We start from the raw sequence: 17,002 nt of genomic DNA, 5'->3' as shown, positions 1-17,002 counted from the left end.
TGAATTCATTCTTCAGATTACTATAATTAAGATATTAATATAGATGTAAAGAGGTGATAGTTTTTGTAGATAAAAAGTTATTTTTGAATCAATCAAAAAAATTTAGAAGGGGATTCAAGTGATTGTTAATCTTCTTTATGGTCAAGAGATGGATAGTTGCAATTTAATTAACAATTTTTTTCTAAAACAAGAAAAACAAGCCGTAAAAGATAAGGAGTGTTACTTATGAAAAAACTTTTAATTTCAACTTTAGCAACTGCTATTACACTTAGCTCAGCAAGTGCATCATTTGCAGAGTCCACTGCTACAAGTGACACCATTCAAATTACACCTATTGAACAAGAAATATCTCCTAAATCTAGTCGAAGTGTTGCTATTGAAACAGGTGGAACACAATATAGTTATGTTGGAACTGCCTATGGAAAAATACAAAACCAATCAGGAGTGGATTTTTCTATACAAATTGCTTCAGTCGCATCCATATCACTAGGAGTATATTTTGCTCCAGCAGGATTCGCAGGTGTTGCTGCTACTCCTATATCATTTCTTTCAAAATCCAGACCTATTCTTTATACAAAAGATATTATGCAAGTAAGATATACTGGAAAAACCAGAGTAATTCGCCATAATGTTTATGTTTATTCAGATTCTAGTAGGATAAAATTGATAAAATCCTATTGGCAAGAAACGATATAAATAAAAAATAAAGTTAATAGAGGATGTCCAATAAGTTTTAATAATCCCCATAAAGTAGACAGTTAAATGAAGGGTGCTGTACTGTCTATTAAATAGGGGATTTTTTATGAGGAAAATTAGAAATTATTAAAACTTTTTTGGCTCTCAGAAGTCTAATATATAGAACATCGAGATGGAGGGATTGACATTCAGGATCATAGTATAGTGAAAAAGGCTATCAAAGGAGATGAGCAAGCATTTCTGTCAATTATGCATGAGCATAAATTGTCATTAACTCATTAGTTGAATCAATTTTTGATGCTAATGGCAAAGAAGTTGAAACTAGTGCAGAATCAACTGAATATCATGATGGTGGTAAGCAAATAGTAGGAATAACAATTTCTACTAAAGATTACGTTAATCCATTAAAGCTTAAGTTGTCATTTTATCCTTCTTATATTCAAGGAGATGCTAAAATAAGGGTTAAATGAATTAACCTTACGAACCTGAAGTAGACAAAACAAAAAAGCGCAATCTTTTCTATGAATAGCTAGAAAAGATTGCGTTTTTTAGCTACTACAGACTATGCACTTTATGACAGTTCGGTACAGGTGGATAGTTATGTTTATACTTTTCAAAATCCCAAGTTCCTAGAAACTTTTTTGCGGCTTGGTATCCATTTGTGAAAAGTGCTTCTTTTTCTTTTTTAGTTAAATAGAAATCAGTGCTTGATATTTCACCAGTTGGGATTTTTATTGTTCGTTCATTCACTTCTGTAGTAAGATGTCGAATGTCGTGTGCTTGTCTCATCGTTATAAATATTGATTTGTAAAATGAGATTGGGTTATGAGCATCCAGCGGCTTTGCATTAATTTCTTCATCAATTAAGCGAAAACCAAAAGTCGGCCATTCTTTATGGTCATCGAAAATCCAAATTGGAAAATTACTTAAAATTCCACCATCAACAATTAATATTGGATAATTATAATTAGGAGTTTTAAGTTTAATTGGTTGAAAGAAAAAGGGTATTGTACCACTCATTCTTACTGCTTGTGCAATGGTTATATCTTTTGCTGACAAGCCGTAATCAGGTAAATCATCAGGTAAAACGACCATTTTTCCATTACTAATATCAGAAATAATGATTTTCAATTTTCCTTCTTCTAAATCATCGAAATAGCGAATGCCTTTTTTTGATAATAAAGACTCTAACCATTCTTCTTCAAAGTCATTTTTATATAACCCATTTTTAAATAAGATATTTAATCCCAATCCGATTAAAGGAATATAGTGCAACCATGTTTTTGTAATAAAATTTTTATAATCTAGACGATCCATAATTTCCTTTAATTCTTTACCTGTATAACCACATGCTAGAAGAGTAGCAACAATAGCTCCAGCAGAAGTACCTGCCAAACGTGCCCATTCATAACCTTCTTCTTCTAAAGCACAAATAGCTCCAACATGTCCGATTCCTCGAACTCCTCCTCCTTCAAAGATACCATCTACTCTTATTTTGATACACCTACCTTTCAAAAAAATGAATTATATCAATATAATATATGGAGGTTCTCCTTAAGTGTGAATAGCATTGGTTAATTCATATTTATCAATTAATTAATTTTTTGGGAAATAATATGACAATTATTGCAGTATAATTTAACGTTGTCTAGAAAAACTTTATTTGCTATAAAATTGCGGATGAATTATGAAAAAAGTTATAGAAATATTTATATGATGAATATTTTAAATTCAATATGAAATACTAACAGCAATCTGATAGTTCATATCAGAAAATTTTATTAAAAGGGGCTACATATCATGGCAAACAGATCTTCAAATCAATATGTTTCACCAAATGCTGAATCTGCAATCGAACAGATGAAGTATGAAATTGCAACAGAATTTGGAGTACACTTAGGTCCAGATTCAACGTCTCGTGCAAATGGTTCAGTAGGTGGAGAGATTACTAAACGTTTAGTTCAAATGGCTGAACAAAGTCTCGGTGGTTATTCAAGATAAAAGATTAATTTTAAGAGATGAGTTTTTCTAGGTAATTCGTTACCATTTGATTAACTCATCTCTTTTTTGATTTATTTCCATAATTTACTAAAACAAATTGAGTAAATATAATGTTAATTTAGAAGTATGAAAAAAATTTTTATAATTTGTATTAATATATTTAAAAATGAGTCGATATAAGTAGAGAGAAAATTAAAATAATTTGGTATTATTAAATTAAACTCAATGTAGATATAGAGAGAATTATATTGAGTATATAAAGATATTGAAATACATGGGGAGTTGCAAGTATGAAATCAACTGGAATTATTAGAAAACTAGACGATCTTGGAAGAATTGTTCTACCGAAAGAACTAAGAAATACAATGAATTTAGAGAACAATGCTCCATTTGAAATTCATTTTGAAGAAGGTATGATTATTCTTACAAAATATGATGAAAATTCCGGTCTAAGTGGAATTGTTAGAAAACTAGATGACTTAGGAAGAATTGTTTTACCAAAGGAATTAAGAAAAATGTTAAATCTAAATAAATATGAACCATTTGAAGTATTTATTGAGGAACAAAGGATTATCCTTAAACAATATGTTTCTAATAATGCTTGTATGGTAACAGGAGTTATTGATGAAAATAATTTCTCATTTGATAGTGGAAAGATTGTAGTAAGTAAAAGCGGAGCAGAAATACTGATTAAGGAATTGCAAGAATACATAGCTAAATAATAATCTCTAAAAAGTGCTCACTATTTTTTCAAAGTAGAAGAGCACTTTTTTATTTATAAAAGTTTGTCATTTGTATCATAAAATAAAAAATTTCATTAAAGTTATTAACGATTTACAACAAATTTGTTGAAACCTTCTAAAATACACCATGATAATAAGACGCTACATAAAATAATAATTTCCATTTTTTACATCTCCTCTTTGTTCTATTTTTTAACTTTTTTTAGGCGATAATTGTTCTTTTTTTAAGATTGTATGTTCTGTTCTGTTTGAATGATTTTATTATACACGAACACCCGTTCTTATGGAAGTAGTTTTTTTGAAAAAAATGGATTTTTTACGAACGTATAATCAGGTCGTTTGTTCGTGTTTTGAGGGGTGCCTCACAAATATATATTTTGAATAGATTAAAGTGCTGAAAAAGTATGTTTCTTCCTAAAATATGGTAGGATATGGTTATGGAAAAGTTAGAAGGAGAAAACGCATGGGCCTTATAAAGAATCAGAAGTACTTCTTTGAAAAATATAAAATTGATGAACAGGATTTTGAAAAGTACTGTTTAGACTGGTCAAAATATATAGAAATTTATAATGAATACATTTCAGAAATACCGAATCTTGAAACGGTAGCTACCTTTATTTCGGAAATACTCCGTAAAAATCCTGAAATTCATACTGTGAAATCGCGAATAAAATATCCTGACCATTTAATAGAAAAGATTATTCGAAAGACGATTAAAGGTAAAAAATCAGACTCATCATATGAAATAAATGTTTCGAATTATAAAACAGAAATCACGGATCTAATTGGAATAAGAGCATTACATTTGTATAAATACCAAGCTGCAGATATAGACAAAACAATTAGACAAAATTGGAATCTACATGAAAAAGCGACTATTTATCATCGCCTCGGTGATATGACAAGCGAACAGCATATTGAAGAGGAAAAGTTTCAGTTTTTAGTTCATGATGCCGGATATCGATCATGGCATTATGTCATTAAATCGCAAATGACAAAAGTAAATTATTTAGCTGAAATTCAAGTGAGAACAATATTTGAAGAAGGCTGGAGCGAAATTGATCATCAACTAAGGTATCCTTATGATTTAGATAATGAGATTTTAAATGAACAGCTTTTAATCTTAAATAGGCTTTCTGGTGGGGCTGACGAATTGGTCAATTCAATTCTTCATACAAAGATGACAATCTATCAACAAAACGAAGAAAAAGAATTTCGTGATGAAAGGATTCAGGAATTATTAGATGAAATTTCTAGTTTGTCAGGGGATGGAAAATTAACTGATGGGGATAAGAAGTCGTTAGAAGAGAAAATTAAGCAATTAGAAGTTAAAAAGATTAAAGTAAATTATAGTAATCTTTTTAATAATCGCTCAGTTGAATATCACTTTAAACGAAGAATATTTCCTAGCGACTTTTAGATAATTGTTAAAAGAGGCCAAGGCATTATGCTTTGGCTTTTTTTGCAAATTAAGAAAGGATAAATTTGTAGTTTTTTACCAGAAAAATTTCTGCGATTTTTTAGGTGCCATTTCTTTTTTCCTAACATTATATGTAATAACAAGATCTAGTTTAGATTATAAAAAATATGAAACTAGGTGGAATTATGGTTAAAAGGCCGATTTATAAGCAGGAATTTCTAAATACATTTAATTATGCAGACAAGAATTTTGATATTGCTTCTCTTAAAAATCTGATTGAACAATCTTTTGGCGAAAATAATGCATTGGATTTTAAAGAAACTTTCGTTAGAGAAGACCAAATTGCAAAATTAATAATTGCAATGGCGAATTCTGGTGGAGGGTCAATTATTTTTGGCGTAAATGATGATAATCACCCAGTCGGAATTCTGAAAGAAGAGTTAAAGGATCCAACCGATTTTCAAAGAAAATTAAATGGCTATTTACCTTCTATTCTAACTTATCATCTCCAACAAATTGATTACGACGAGAATGAAATGTATGGATATTTTAGTGGTAAAACCTTCTTCATCATCTATATCCCCGAGCAAAATCGATATATCCCATTTATTGCTAAAAGAGGCTCCGATAAATTATTTACAGATAAAATTTATATTCGAAAAAATACTTCAAACGAAACAGCCACAAACGATGACTTAGAAATAATTTTTAGAAAAAGACTCATTGAACAGTATGAGGACTTATCAAATATGAGTCTAAATGAGCATATGGAACAATTGAAGATCCTGTATCGAATAGCTGCAATTAGCGGTGATACAAATAAAAATCAAAAAAGCCAAAAAGATGATTTTAGTGAATTTATTGCTAGAATGATTGAGAAGAAAAAGCGGAAGATTGAAATTGTTTTGGAGGTCAGTAATATTGAGTGATTGGTTTGAAGCGGGAATAAAATTCAGAAATTATAGGAATGAGGATAAAATCTGGAATATCAGTTTATCTTTCATTCTTTTTTATTTTAATTAGCAAGGCTTCTCTATTGCTTTTTTCATATAAATTACATAATTTGTTACTCTCCTGGAAGATATTTCTTTTATAATAATTAGTAGACTTAGAATGTGGAGGTATTATGCCATTGACTTTATTTTTATTGCTCGTTTTTATTGTAGTTTGTACCATTCTATTTAAAAGAGATAAAGTATCATTCATGCTTGATGATCATAATAAACTTGTTTTTAAATTGCAAAGTGCTAGTTGGTTTCAAAATCATTTGATGTCAGGAATTTTCTTGTTTATTATGAATGCAATGCTGTTTTTTACTACTTGTCTAGTCCTTTATTTTTATCTATTAACAGATCTACAAATCCCATATCTCCATTTGCTGGTAATGGTTTTGGCTGTCTTTGCAAGTTTCTTTTTATGGATAATCGTCAGTAAAGCATGGCAAGGTACGAATGTAAACCGGATTAAAATGAGTATCATAGGAAGTAGTTTTTATGTTTTTTTATCAATTTTGTTTCTATATTGGAGATTAACTCTAGAAGCATCTTATCCAGGTGAAGATTTGTTTATGCGGGATTTGGGATTAATGCTAGGATTAATAGTCTCTATCGTTGCATTTCTTTCTTGTTTAATAACTACAGGATTTGGCTATAAAAGAAAGTAGTTCGCTAGAAAGCAAAGCACTTATAGGTATTTTATTCTATTTTTTCTATTTTTCTAGTATTTATTGATAGGTTTATCTAACTAGAAAGGATTTTGAAAAGAAAACAACTATCCATTTGTTTTGTGAAATAAGGTGGGTTAATATCATTCGAAAATAATTGAAAAATTTGTCGGTTTTAATAAAAAGTTGATAAATCAGGGCTTGAATAACCCAATTGACCGATGATTGAATATTCTTTATATTTTGATAATGTAGAGTGCGTTTTTAAAGTGGTTTGAATATGAACGATTAAAATCGATTTTAATAGATTCATATGAGAAGTCGCTTTTTTTTATTTTATCAGAATAGGGGAGTGTAAGATGACAGGAAAGCCTAGGTTAAATAAGTATGTTACTGCGATGATGACGACAGCTCTTATTGCTGTTCCAACTTTTCAAGCGTTAGCTGCTGGGACAGGCAATAATGTTTCAAATTTAACAAATAGTAATGCTGTAGAAACGAATCTTCAAGGGATTAACGCAAAAGCAAGCACAGGGAAGCATGTGATTACTCTTATTACAGGTGATGTAGTTACTGTTACAGAGTTTGCGGATGGACAAAGTGTGATCAGTGTCGAGCCAGCGGATAAAGCTGATGGTGGTTCGCATATCATGACTGTGAATAAGGATACATATGTTATTCCAAAACAAGCGATGCCTTATTTAGCTTCTGGTACATTAGATCGAGATTTATTCAATATCACTGCACTAATTGCAGATGGATATGATGATGCTTCTCAAAAGACATTACCTGTAATCGTACAATATTCAGAGTCAAAAACTCGCTCAAGCGTGAAACCGGCATTAAAAGCTTCAACGAAAACACATGAACTTGAAAGTATTAATGGTGCTGCGCTTTCTGCAGATAAGAAGGATACAAAAGAGTTTTGGCAAGATGTTAAGAAAAATATAAAATCTGCAGATTCTACAAAATCTACAAAGTCATTCGTTACACCTGGAATAGAAAAAATTTGGTTAGATGGACGTGTTAAAGCAACGCTTGAGCAAAGTGTTCCACAAATTGGGGCACCTACTGCTTGGAATGCTGGTTACAACGGAAGTGGCGTAAAAGTAGCAGTTCTTGACACTGGAATCGATGCTGAACATCCAGATGTAGCTGGTCAAATAAAAGAAACAAAAAGCTTTGTTCCTGGTGAAGATGTACGTGACTACCATGCACACGGTACCCATGTTGCATCTACTGTACTCGGAACGGGGGCAGCATCAGATGGAAAATATAAAGGTGTAGCTCCAGGAGCAAGTCTATTAGTAGGAAAAGTGTTAAGTAATGATGGTTTTGGACTTGATTCGTGGATTATTGATGGGATGGAATGGGCTGCACATAATGCCAAAATTGTAAGCATGAGTTTAGGAAGCGATGAGTCAAGTGATGGCACAGATCCGATGGCACAAGCAGTTAATAATTTAAGTGAAGAGACTGGCTCGCTGTTCGTTATTGCGGCTGGTAATACAGGGGGTGAAGGAATCGGTTCTCCTGGGTCAGCGGATGCGGCACTTACAGTTGGTGCAGTTGACAAATCAGATTATCTTGCTTACTTCTCATCAAAAGGACCACGTTTTGGTAGTGAAGGATTAAAGCCTGATCTGACAGCACCAGGTGTAAATATTACAGCCGCACGTTCTCAATATTCAACGCAAGGTAGCGGTTCTTATCTTTCGATGAGTGGTACGTCGATGGCTACGCCGCATGTAGCCGGAGCGGCTGCAATCCTTTCACAACGCCATCCTGATTGGACAGGCGCACAGCTGAAAGATGCATTAATGAGTACAACTAAAAAATTAGATGATATTAAGCCGTTAGAAGGTGGAACTGGACGACTTGATGTTGTAGCAGCAACTCTTGGAGATTTGCGTGCGACTGGTTCACTTGATTTTGGTTTCTATGCTTGGCCACATGAAAATGATGGATTGAAAGAGAAAACAATTACGTACACTAACGACAGTGATCAGCCTGTGACGTTAGATCTATCAGCGAAAATTACTGATAATAATGATGCAGATGTACCTGCAGGTTTATTTAAACTTTCATCGAACAAGGTAACTGTACCAGCAAAAGGTAGTGCAAAAGTTACTGTTACACTTGATCCAAACGTTGGTGCTAATGGCCAACGCTATCAAGGTCAGATTTCTGCAAATATTGATGGGAAAACAGTTGTGCATACTGCATTAGCGATGATTAAAGAAGAGGAAAGATATCCATTAACGCTAAAAGCAATTGGACGAGATGGTAATCCTACTTTAGCGTATATCAATCTACTCGGTCCAGATGGCATTCCTGAATTTATTGCTGTTAACGGTACAACAGAATTGCGTCTAAAGCCAGGAACTTATTCTGCAGTGTCAATGATGGATGTCGATACAGATACTGACCACGTTGGTGTTGCACTTGTAGGAAATCCTGAAATTAATTTAAATGGTCCACAAACTGTTACATTGGATGCACGTAAAGCCAATGAGATTACAGCAAACGTACCAAATAAAACAGAAGCAAGTTTTAGAAAAATGGAATATTACCGTGAAATTGATGGCAACAATGTTAGTGACATCTATGTGATGCCGGTTACAGTTGATAAGATGTATGCTGAGCCAATTAAGAACGTGAAAAATGGAAAATTTGCATTTAATACTCGTTGGAGATTGATGGAACCATTCATGACAATTAATTTCAAAGGCACCGAATTAGATGATATCCCACAAGCTGGAAGCACATTACTAGATGGAAAATACAAACTAGACGCAGTTTATGTAGGTAAAGGTGCGCAAGCAGATTATAAAGGATTAAATGTTAAAGGTAAGGCGGTTATCGTTGATCGAAGTGATGAAGTAACTGGTATGGAACGCTCAGCAGCAGCATATGCAGCAGGTGCAAAACTAGTTATTACTGTAAATGATGGACCAGAAGAGATTAGTGAATATGTTGGAATTGAAAATGAAGATTGGTCACTTTCAGATTCTCCAATCGCAGTTGTAGCGATCAGTCAAACAGAAGGTGAAAAACTGATTGAAGCTGCGAAGTCCAATAAGGCAAAACTTGACGTAAAAGGTACTCCTAATACGAAATACGTTTATGATCTTGTTGACAACCATGAAAATGGAATTCCAAAAGACTTAACGTATTCACCTAAAGCAAGCGAGCTTGTAAAAATTAATGCTGAATATAAATCAGACCAGCCTCAAGCAGGTGGTGAATTCCGTTGGGATATTCCATCATACCGACCAAATGGCGTAGGTTTCCAATTTAAATTAAATCTACCATCAGTTCGAACTGAATGGGTTTCTGCACAAAAAGGCACTTCTTGGTATCATCAAGCTAGTATGCTAGATGCTGCTTGGGAAGTACGCCAACCAAAAGCAACATACAAACCAGGACAAACATTAGATGAAGAGTGGTTCTCACCAATTGCTCGTCCTCGTTTAGGTGATGGTTTCTGGAAACCTTATCGTACAGGTAACAACTTAGTCATCAACATTCCTGCATGGGCTGATTCTGGAGTAGGAAGCACAGGTTCGGAAACTAATTATCCAGGTTCGCAAACAATAAAACTTTACCAAGGATCAAAACTAGTAAAAGAAGCGCAAGGACAAGCAATCTACTCATTTAACGAATACCCAACTGCAAATACGCAGTATAAAGTAGTGACTGATGCATGGCGCGATCCACAACGCTTCGATAATTCTGTAAAAACACATACAGAGTTTACATTCTGGTCTAAAGAGCAAGAAGAAGATAAAACAGAACTTCCATTAATCTCACTTGATTACAATGTAGAAACTGACATGAATGGTAATGCAAAATCAGGTCATTGGATCGATCTAGAAATGAAAGCAATCCAAGTAGCTGGTGCACCAGGAAACGGTAAAATGAAAGGTGCAACATTAGAAGTTTCATATGATGAAGGCAAGTCTTGGGAACTAGTCGATTTAACTCGTGAAAAAGACGGCTGGAAAGCTAGAATTGAAAACCGTAAAAAGGCAACTTCTGTTTCATTAAGAGCAAGTGCTTGGGATGATGCAGGTAATAGTATTAATCAAGATATTATTAAAGCTTTTGGATTGAAGTAAAAGAATGATGGGGCACCTTCCTTTTGGGAGGTGCCTCTTAATTTATAAATAACAATTTGACTTAAAAACAGAAAAGGCACCTTCCATTTGAAGGCACCTTTTAATGATTAACTATTTTGATCTGCTTTTTCAGCTTCCAATAATTCTTGCATGAATTTAAGATTATATGTATGGCTTTCTTTCAGTCTGCTATGTCTTGTTAGTTTGATTAAGTTTTGGTAGTGAGCGATTTCTTCCTCTAGTGATGAAATGACATTTGCACGATATTCTTTTAATTCTTGTTCGTTCATTTTGCATTCCTCCTATAATAGGGATTTAATAATTTAAGTATATCACTAATATGGAAAAATAAATCAAATTTCATTGTGAAAGAAGTAGGATTACACAAAATTTGCAATAAAATAGTTTGAAGAATCAACTCATAGGTACGAAAGAAGAAGCGAGTTTCTTAATTAGAAACAAACCATTAAATATGACCTGTGATTTTTTTATATTTAATTAAAATATTTTCTGAAAAATCATTGTATTCTGTGTTTTGAGGTGATAATATAGCTACAATATATTTTTTAGTGAATGGAGGGATTCAAAAAATAGTAAAAGTGGGGGTCATATTTTTTTTAGCTCGTTACCTTACATGTGTTAGGTAGGTTAGAAAAAGTATTATTTTTTTATCTATTTACCTAACGAGTGTAAGGTAGGTTTTATAATTTTTTTTAGCTCATTACCTAACAAATATTAGTTAGGTAAATTAGGGGGATTTGTATAAAGGATGATTATTAAAACAAAATCAACAAAAGAAAATATTAAAGAAGCAGCAACAAAGTTATTCGCAAAAAAAGGATATTCTGGAATGACACTTAGAGAAATTGCAAATGAAGTTGGAATTAAGGCACCTTCTGTATATGCTTTTTTTGAAGGTAAGGATGATATTTTTCTAGCTGTATATAAGGAAACGTTAGATGGTCATTTATCAATCGTAGAGTCGCAGTTTAAAAGTAATCAGTCTACTAAAGTTCAACTCTATTCTATTTTAAAATCAGCTATTGATTTTCAATATAAAGAGGATCTTAAAGCTAAAATTTTAGTACGTCTGATGACATCTCCACCAGAGTTCATTAAAGAAGATATTATGAATCGATTTGGCACAATGGAGCAAAATGAGTATAAAATTCTTGCTGAAATTTTTAGACTAGGGATTGAGAAAGGGGAAATTAGGGATAGTGATTGCCATGCGTTAGCATTGTCGTTCCAATGCATAATGGACGGGTTATTTTGGCAAATGCATCGACATAGTGAAGAAGAGATTTATACAAGATTGGATCTAACATTTAATCAGTTTTGGAATGGTATTTCTAAATAAATAAAGGTTTATTAACTGATGAAAAATAATTGGGAGGTCAGATTAATGGGAACTAAGTCAAATATTGGAGATGATTATTCACTATCTAGGGTTCCGCAATCGGCTAGACTACCGATGTGGGATATTATGCTTGTGCGTGTGGGTGCTTTGGCAACATTATCTCAGTTTATGCTGGGTGCTTCATTAGGTTATGGCATGACTTTTTGGCAGGCATTTTGGGCGACGATGTTTGGAAGTATTTTGTTGCAAATTGTAAGTTTTCTATTAGGTTATGCAGGGGCTCGTGAAGGTCTTTCTACTAGTCTATTATCCCGTTGGACTGGGTTTGGTAGATATGGTTCCAGTATTATTGGCTTTGTTGTTTCCATATGTTGTATTGGTTGGTTTGGCGTACAGAACTCTGTTTTTGCAAATGGTTTAGTCGAGGCAACTAATGGTAAATTGATTCTTCCTGTTGCTGCTGCGATTACTGGAATAGGCGTAACTATTTTAGTTATTTTTGGATTTAAACTATTAAGCCTAACAGCAAAAATTGCAGTTCCTGCTTTTCTGATTGTAGTAGGATTCGGGGTTTATAAAGTTCTTAGTGATCATTCGATTATTAGTTTAATAGGAACTCCGCCTCCAGGTCAGTCACTTTCAATTGGAGTTGGTGCAACAATGGTTGCCGGAGGTTTTATGATTGGTGCTGTTATTACACCAGACTTTAGTCGATTTGCCAGAAATGGTAAAGATGTTTTTTGGATGACTACAATTGGTACTCTTGTGGGTGAATTAGGTGTTAGTATGATCGCCGTATTGATGTCACACGCGGCAAAAACGAATGATGTTGTGAGTATTATGCTACAAACATCTGGTTGGATTGGCGCAGCAGTTGTTGTTTTCTCTACTGTAAAAATCAATAACTTGAACTTATATTCTTCTTCTCTAGGATTTACGAATATCATCGATACGATTTTTAAAGTTAAAGTGAATCGTGGAATCGTAACACTTGTAATTGGATTAATCGGTTCATTATTATCCATTCTAGGTATTCTTGACCGTTTTGTAGATTTTCTAGTTTTCCTTGGTGTCATGATTCCACCAATTGCGGGAATTATGGTCATTGATTACTTTGTATTAAAAACATATCGAAAAGCGTTGGATGAAAGTAAGGAGAAGGGAACTTTACCGGCTGAACCAGAAAAGATTAATCCAGTGACATTAATTGCATGGGCAGCAGGATTTGCAGCTGGTTATTTTGTTAAATTTGGTATTCCATCAATTAACTCACTTGTATTAAGTGGAATTGTTTATTACTTCGGTGTTTTAATTTTAAAGGCAATTAAAAATAAGCAATTAGTGGATGAAAAAATTACCGTATAAGATTTCTGAATATTGGAGGTATTCTAAAAATGAGAAAAATAGGGAAACAGGAAATTGAAGATATTGCTGTAGGTGCTGCTTTACTAGGTACAGGAGGAGGGGGAGACCCTTACATAGGTAAACTAATGGCTTTACAAGCGATTGAAGAATATGGAGAAATTACTTTATTAGATGTAGATGAAGTGCCGGATGATGCATTAATTGTTCCATCAGCGATGATGGGTGCTCCAACTGTATTGCTTGAAAAAGTTCCAAGTGGTGAAGAGATGTTTAGTGCATTTCAAAACCTAGAGTCGTATTTAGGAAAGAAAATTTATGCAACGATGCCAATCGAGGCTGGTGGTCTGAATTCGATGATTCCTCTTGCTCTTGCAGCAAAGCTAGGTTTACCTGTTGTTGATGTAGACGGCATGGGAAGGGCTTTTCCAGAATTACAAATGGTTACATTTTACTTAGACAACATTTCAGCAACACCAATGGTTCTTGCCGATGAGAAAGGGAATAATTCTGTCCTATCAACCATTAACAATCTTTGGACTGAACGGATTGCCCGTGCAGCAACAATTGAAATGGGTGGTTCTGTCATGACTGCCATTTACCCGATGACAGGAAAAAATTTAAAAGATAGCGGAATCTGTAATATTCTTCAATTCGAAGAAGAGTTAGGAAAAGCGATCAGACTTGCAAAAGAAAACAATGCAGATCCAGTTAAAGAAGCATTAAAATGTGCGAAGGGCTTTGAACTATTCCATGGAAAAGTAACAGATATTAACAGAAAAACTGAAAGTGGATTTGCAAAAGGGATCGCAACATTTGAGGGCATTAATGAATATAAAGGGGAAACATTAGAAGTTCGTTTCCAAAATGAACACTTACTAGCACAAACAGATCAGCGTTTACTTTGTGTCACACCGGATTTAATTGCTGTACTTGATGCAGAAACAGGACTTCCAATTACTACAGAAGGTATTCGATATGGTGCAAGATGCGTGGTAGTCGGAATCCCATGTCATCCAAAATGGAGAACAGAAAAAGGAATTGAAACAGTAGGACCAAAATACTTTGGCTACGATGTTGACTATATTCCAGTAGAAGAACTTGTTAAAAAAGGAGTGACATTATAATGAGTACATATAGAATTGGTATTGACGTTGGTGGAACGCATACTGATGCAGTTCTTTTAGGTGAAAATAATCAAGTAGTGTCTGAAACTAAAACACCTACAACAGAGGATGTTGCGACAGGAATTTATACAGCATTGAAGAAAATTATTGGCGATGCGAATGTACCAAGAGAACAAATTAAATATGCAATGCTAGGAACTACACATTGTACAAATGCAATTGTTGAGAGAAAGAGATTAAATAAAATAGCAGCCATTAGAATCGGAGCTCCAGCCACATTAGCGGTGAAACCTCTAGTCGGTGTACCTGATGATCTTCGTGAAGCGCTTGGAAAATATGTCTATTTAGTGCGCGGTGGTCACGAATTTGATGGAAGAGAGATTGTTTCTTTAGATGAAGCACATTTATACCAAATTGCAAATGAAATCGAAGGGAAAGTTGATTCGGTAGCGATTACTTCTGTATTTTCACCAGTTTCGAAGGAGCATGAAGAAAGAGCAAGTGAAATTATGAAGGAAGTTCTAGGTGATGAAGTAGCGATTTCACTTTCATCAGAAATCGGTTCAGTAGGTTTACTAGAAAGAGAGAATGCTACGATTATCAATGCTGCAGTTGTGAATGTTGCAAAAACAGCGGCTGATGGATTCATTAATGCCTTAAAAAACGAAGGAATTGAAGCAAAAGTTTTTTTCGGACAAAATGATGGTACATTAATGTCTGTAGATTATGCCGTGAAATATCCTATTTTTACAATCGCTTGCGGTCCAACAAACTCTTTACGTGGAGCATCATACTTAACTAAAAGTTCAGATGCGATCGTAGTCGACGTAGGCGGCACAACTTCAGATGTTGGCGTTTTAATTCAATCATTCCCACGTGAATCCTCCCTTGCAGTAGAAATTGGTGGAGCGCGAACAAACTTCCGTATGCCCGACCTAATTTCAATTGGACTTGGTGGAGGAACGATTGTTCGTATCAGGGATAATGGAGAATTCACAATAGGACCTGATAGCGTAGGGTATCGCCTACCAGAAAAGAGCTTGATTTTCGGTGGAGATACATTAACGACGACAGACGTAGCAGTTGCCCTTGGGAAAGTCGAGCTAGGTGATGCATCAAAGGTAGCTCATCTAGATAAAAATTTATTAAATAAAGTTTATGTGAAAATGGTTGAGTTAGTTGAAGAAGCAATTGACAAGATGAAAACAAGTGCAGAAGATGTGCCAGTAATTCTAGTCGGTGGCGGTAGCATTCTTCTTCCTGAAGATTTAAAAGGAGCATCAGAAGTTATTCGTCCACAACATTCAGGAGTGGCCAACGCAATTGGTGCAGCTATTTCTCAAGTAAGCGGTCAAGTAGAACGAATTTATAAATTAGTAGAATTAACCCGTGATCAAGCATTGGAAATGGCAAAGGATGAGGCTAAACAAGAAGCAATTAAAGCGGGTGCTGATCCTACTAATCTTGTAATTGTTGATATTGAAGATGTACCATTGGCTTATTTGCCTGGTAATGCGACTCGTGTAAGAGTAAAGGCTGCTGGGGATTTGGCGCAGGTTGAAGTTAATGAATTAGTTTAAGTTTGAGGCACTTCCATTTTGGAGGTGCTTTTTTTGCGTGTTGAAAATATTGGAGTGAGAGTGAACTTTATTGAAAACCAGCTGTGAAAGGTACAGATAGCGCTATAGAGAGTTTGTACTACAAAAAGAAAGCCCATCTGTGCAAATAAGAGGTGAACTGCAAATATATTAAAAAAGTTCTCATACCAGTTATGGTATTATTCGACTCATTTATCCATTGGAAATTTCACTTATATATTAATGAAACCAATTTTGCCATTAAAAAATCCCCTCCATAGGACAGAACAATCTTTTTTGACTGTCTCCTAAAAGGGGATACACACTATTTCTTTAATCTCTTTAATCTCTTTAATTTCTTTGCTTAAGTAAATCTTTAATCTCTGCTAATTGTTTTTCTATATTGTTTAGACGATTTTGCATGTCATCAATCTCTTGTTCGGCTTTGTAATTGATTGCGAAATCGATAACGGATTCGTGCTTATCACGTACTGCTTGACGGTTTTGACTCATCATAATGACTGGTGCTTGAAATGCGGCAATAAAAGATAGACATAAGTTCAACAAGATAAAAGGAGCTGAGTCAAAATGAAAGGCTTTCGTGAATGATAAGCTATTCCAAATCATCCAGGCTGCGAGTATACCACTAAACCATATAATAAATTTCCAACTGCCACCAAATTGCGCAATTTTATCTGCGATTCGATCAGACCATTTTGTTTTTTGAGTGTAATCACTATCTAAATGATGTAGAATCTCTGACTCATATCGATCCACTAAACGGTCAATTCGTGATAAATTTTCTTGGTTTAAATCAATATCAAACCCTTGAATTTTTTTTGGTTTCTCTACTTGTTTTTTAATATAAATTTGCTTCCAAATGTTGTGTACCATGTTTTTAAACCTCCTCTTTTCTAGAGGAAGCCTTCAAA

Annotated in this window: 15 protein-coding genes; 11 read left to right on the top strand and 4 right to left on the bottom strand. The window is 34.1% G+C overall.

The genetic code is table 11. The features are described 5' to 3' along the window. Positions 1–225: 225 nt before the first annotated feature. The gene (locus tag CN925_RS01315) at positions 226–696 is read left to right on the top strand and encodes a hypothetical protein (protein WP_098843963.1); all 471 of its coding nucleotides are present in this window, start codon (positions 226–228) and stop codon (positions 694–696) included. A gap of 555 nt (positions 697–1,251) precedes the next feature. Here CN925_RS01315 and CN925_RS01310 read toward each other — a convergent pair. Then, entirely contained in the window at positions 1,252–2,190 is a 939-nt protein-coding gene (locus tag CN925_RS01310) for a patatin-like phospholipase family protein (RefSeq protein ID WP_098844008.1), read from the bottom strand. A gap of 306 nt (positions 2,191–2,496) precedes the next feature. Between CN925_RS01310 and CN925_RS01305 the strand changes: the two genes are divergently transcribed. The 5 genes from CN925_RS01305 to CN925_RS01285 all read left to right on the top strand — a co-directional run bounded on the left by CN925_RS01305 (position 2,497) and on the right by CN925_RS01285 (position 6,523). Beyond that, a complete protein-coding gene (locus CN925_RS01305) occupies positions 2,497–2,697 on the top strand; it encodes an alpha/beta-type small acid-soluble spore protein (protein WP_098843962.1) in 201 nt (66 codons plus the stop codon). A gap of 290 nt (positions 2,698–2,987) precedes the next feature. Then, positions 2,988–3,419 (top strand): AbrB/MazE/SpoVT family DNA-binding domain-containing protein, encoded by a 432-nt coding sequence (locus CN925_RS01300; RefSeq protein ID WP_286138232.1) that lies wholly within the window; start codon positions 2,988–2,990, stop codon positions 3,417–3,419. 484 nt (positions 3,420–3,903) lie between these two features. After that, positions 3,904–4,860 (top strand): nucleotidyltransferase family protein, encoded by a 957-nt coding sequence (locus CN925_RS01295; RefSeq protein WP_180232783.1) that lies wholly within the window; start codon positions 3,904–3,906, stop codon positions 4,858–4,860. 185 nt (positions 4,861–5,045) lie between these two features. Beyond that, entirely contained in the window at positions 5,046–5,789 is a 744-nt protein-coding gene (locus CN925_RS01290) for an AlbA family DNA-binding domain-containing protein (RefSeq protein WP_180232781.1), read from the top strand. A 197-nt stretch (positions 5,790–5,986) separates the two neighbouring features. Next, the gene (locus CN925_RS01285) at positions 5,987–6,523 is read left to right on the top strand and encodes a hypothetical protein (RefSeq protein WP_098843959.1); all 537 of its coding nucleotides are present in this window, start codon (positions 5,987–5,989) and stop codon (positions 6,521–6,523) included. Positions 6,524–6,698: 175 nt separating this feature from the next. Here CN925_RS01285 and CN925_RS21145 read toward each other — a convergent pair whose 3' ends face one another. After that, positions 6,699–6,836, bottom strand: a complete 138-nt coding sequence (locus CN925_RS21145) for a hypothetical protein (RefSeq protein ID WP_180232780.1) — start codon at positions 6,834–6,836, stop codon at positions 6,699–6,701. Positions 6,837–6,882: 46 nt separating this feature from the next. On the opposite strand from CN925_RS21145, the gene CN925_RS01280 reads away from it, so the two are divergent. Then, positions 6,883–10,644 (top strand): S8 family serine peptidase, encoded by a 3,762-nt coding sequence (locus tag CN925_RS01280; protein ID WP_098843958.1) that lies wholly within the window; start codon positions 6,883–6,885, stop codon positions 10,642–10,644. Positions 10,645–10,751: 107 nt separating this feature from the next. Here CN925_RS01280 and CN925_RS01275 read toward each other — a convergent pair whose 3' ends face one another. Further along, positions 10,752–10,934 carry a hypothetical protein gene (locus CN925_RS01275; RefSeq protein ID WP_098843957.1) on the bottom strand — a complete coding sequence of 61 codons (183 nt, stop codon included), beginning with the start codon at positions 10,932–10,934 and terminating at the stop codon, positions 10,752–10,754. A 479-nt stretch (positions 10,935–11,413) separates the two neighbouring features. On the opposite strand from CN925_RS01275, the gene CN925_RS01270 reads away from it, so the two are divergent. The 4 genes from CN925_RS01270 to CN925_RS01255 are packed head-to-tail and all read left to right on the top strand — an operon-like array spanning position 11,414 to position 16,073. Next, the gene (locus tag CN925_RS01270) at positions 11,414–12,004 is read left to right on the top strand and encodes a TetR/AcrR family transcriptional regulator (protein WP_098843956.1); all 591 of its coding nucleotides are present in this window, start codon (positions 11,414–11,416) and stop codon (positions 12,002–12,004) included. Between the two features lie 45 nt (positions 12,005–12,049). After that, positions 12,050–13,369: a purine-cytosine permease family protein gene (locus CN925_RS01265; RefSeq protein ID WP_098843955.1), complete on the top strand. Its 1,320-nt coding sequence runs from the start codon at positions 12,050–12,052 to the stop codon at positions 13,367–13,369. Between the two features lie 29 nt (positions 13,370–13,398). Then, a complete protein-coding gene (locus CN925_RS01260) occupies positions 13,399–14,493 on the top strand; it encodes an S-methyl thiohydantoin desulfurase family protein (protein ID WP_098843954.1) in 1,095 nt (364 codons plus the stop codon). Beyond that, entirely contained in the window at positions 14,493–16,073 is a 1,581-nt protein-coding gene (locus CN925_RS01255) for a hydantoinase/oxoprolinase N-terminal domain-containing protein (protein ID WP_098843953.1), read from the top strand. Before CN925_RS01260 ends, CN925_RS01255 begins: the two co-directional genes overlap by 1 nt. Before the next feature lie 348 nt (positions 16,074–16,421). Here CN925_RS01255 and CN925_RS01250 read toward each other — a convergent pair whose 3' ends face one another. Further along, on the bottom strand, positions 16,422–16,964 hold the full coding sequence (locus CN925_RS01250; protein ID WP_098843952.1) for a DUF1003 domain-containing protein: 543 nt from the start codon (positions 16,962–16,964) through the stop codon (positions 16,422–16,424). Positions 16,965–17,002 lie beyond the last annotated feature (38 nt).

Origin of the sequence: Bacillus sp. AFS055030 (assembly GCF_002574545.1) — a bacterium.
Lineage (GTDB): Bacteria > Bacillota > Bacilli > Bacillales > Bacillaceae_G > Gottfriedia.
Note: the sequence above shows the minus strand (reverse complement) of the source record. Positions and strands in the feature narration are given on the sequence as shown.

What these genes read in the sequence shown, in the direction of transcription:
- CN925_RS01315 (WP_098843963.1), top strand. Translation starts at nt 226, where the DNA reads ATGAAAAAACTTTTAATTTCAACTTTAGCAACTGCTATTACACTTAGC.
- CN925_RS01305 (WP_098843962.1), top strand. Translation starts at nt 2,497, where the DNA reads ATGGCAAACAGATCTTCAAATCAATATGTTTCACCAAATGCTGAATCT.
- CN925_RS01300 (WP_286138232.1), top strand. Translation starts at nt 2,988, where the DNA reads ATGAAATCAACTGGAATTATTAGAAAACTAGACGATCTTGGAAGAATT.
- CN925_RS01295 (WP_180232783.1), top strand. Translation starts at nt 3,904, where the DNA reads ATGGGCCTTATAAAGAATCAGAAGTACTTCTTTGAAAAATATAAAATT.
- CN925_RS01290 (WP_180232781.1), top strand. Translation starts at nt 5,046, where the DNA reads ATGGTTAAAAGGCCGATTTATAAGCAGGAATTTCTAAATACATTTAAT.
- CN925_RS01285 (WP_098843959.1), top strand. Translation starts at nt 5,987, where the DNA reads ATGCCATTGACTTTATTTTTATTGCTCGTTTTTATTGTAGTTTGTACC.
- CN925_RS21145 (WP_180232780.1), bottom strand. Translation starts at nt 6,836, where the DNA reads ATGAATCTATTAAAATCGATTTTAATCGTTCATATTCAAACCACTTTA.
- CN925_RS01280 (WP_098843958.1), top strand. Translation starts at nt 6,883, where the DNA reads ATGACAGGAAAGCCTAGGTTAAATAAGTATGTTACTGCGATGATGACG.
- CN925_RS01275 (WP_098843957.1), bottom strand. Translation starts at nt 10,934, where the DNA reads ATGAACGAACAAGAATTAAAAGAATATCGTGCAAATGTCATTTCATCA.
- CN925_RS01270 (WP_098843956.1), top strand. Translation starts at nt 11,414, where the DNA reads ATGATTATTAAAACAAAATCAACAAAAGAAAATATTAAAGAAGCAGCA.
- CN925_RS01265 (WP_098843955.1), top strand. Translation starts at nt 12,050, where the DNA reads ATGGGAACTAAGTCAAATATTGGAGATGATTATTCACTATCTAGGGTT.
- CN925_RS01260 (WP_098843954.1), top strand. Translation starts at nt 13,399, where the DNA reads ATGAGAAAAATAGGGAAACAGGAAATTGAAGATATTGCTGTAGGTGCT.
- CN925_RS01255 (WP_098843953.1), top strand. Translation starts at nt 14,493, where the DNA reads ATGAGTACATATAGAATTGGTATTGACGTTGGTGGAACGCATACTGAT.
- CN925_RS01250 (WP_098843952.1), bottom strand. Translation starts at nt 16,964, where the DNA reads ATGGTACACAACATTTGGAAGCAAATTTATATTAAAAAACAAGTAGAG.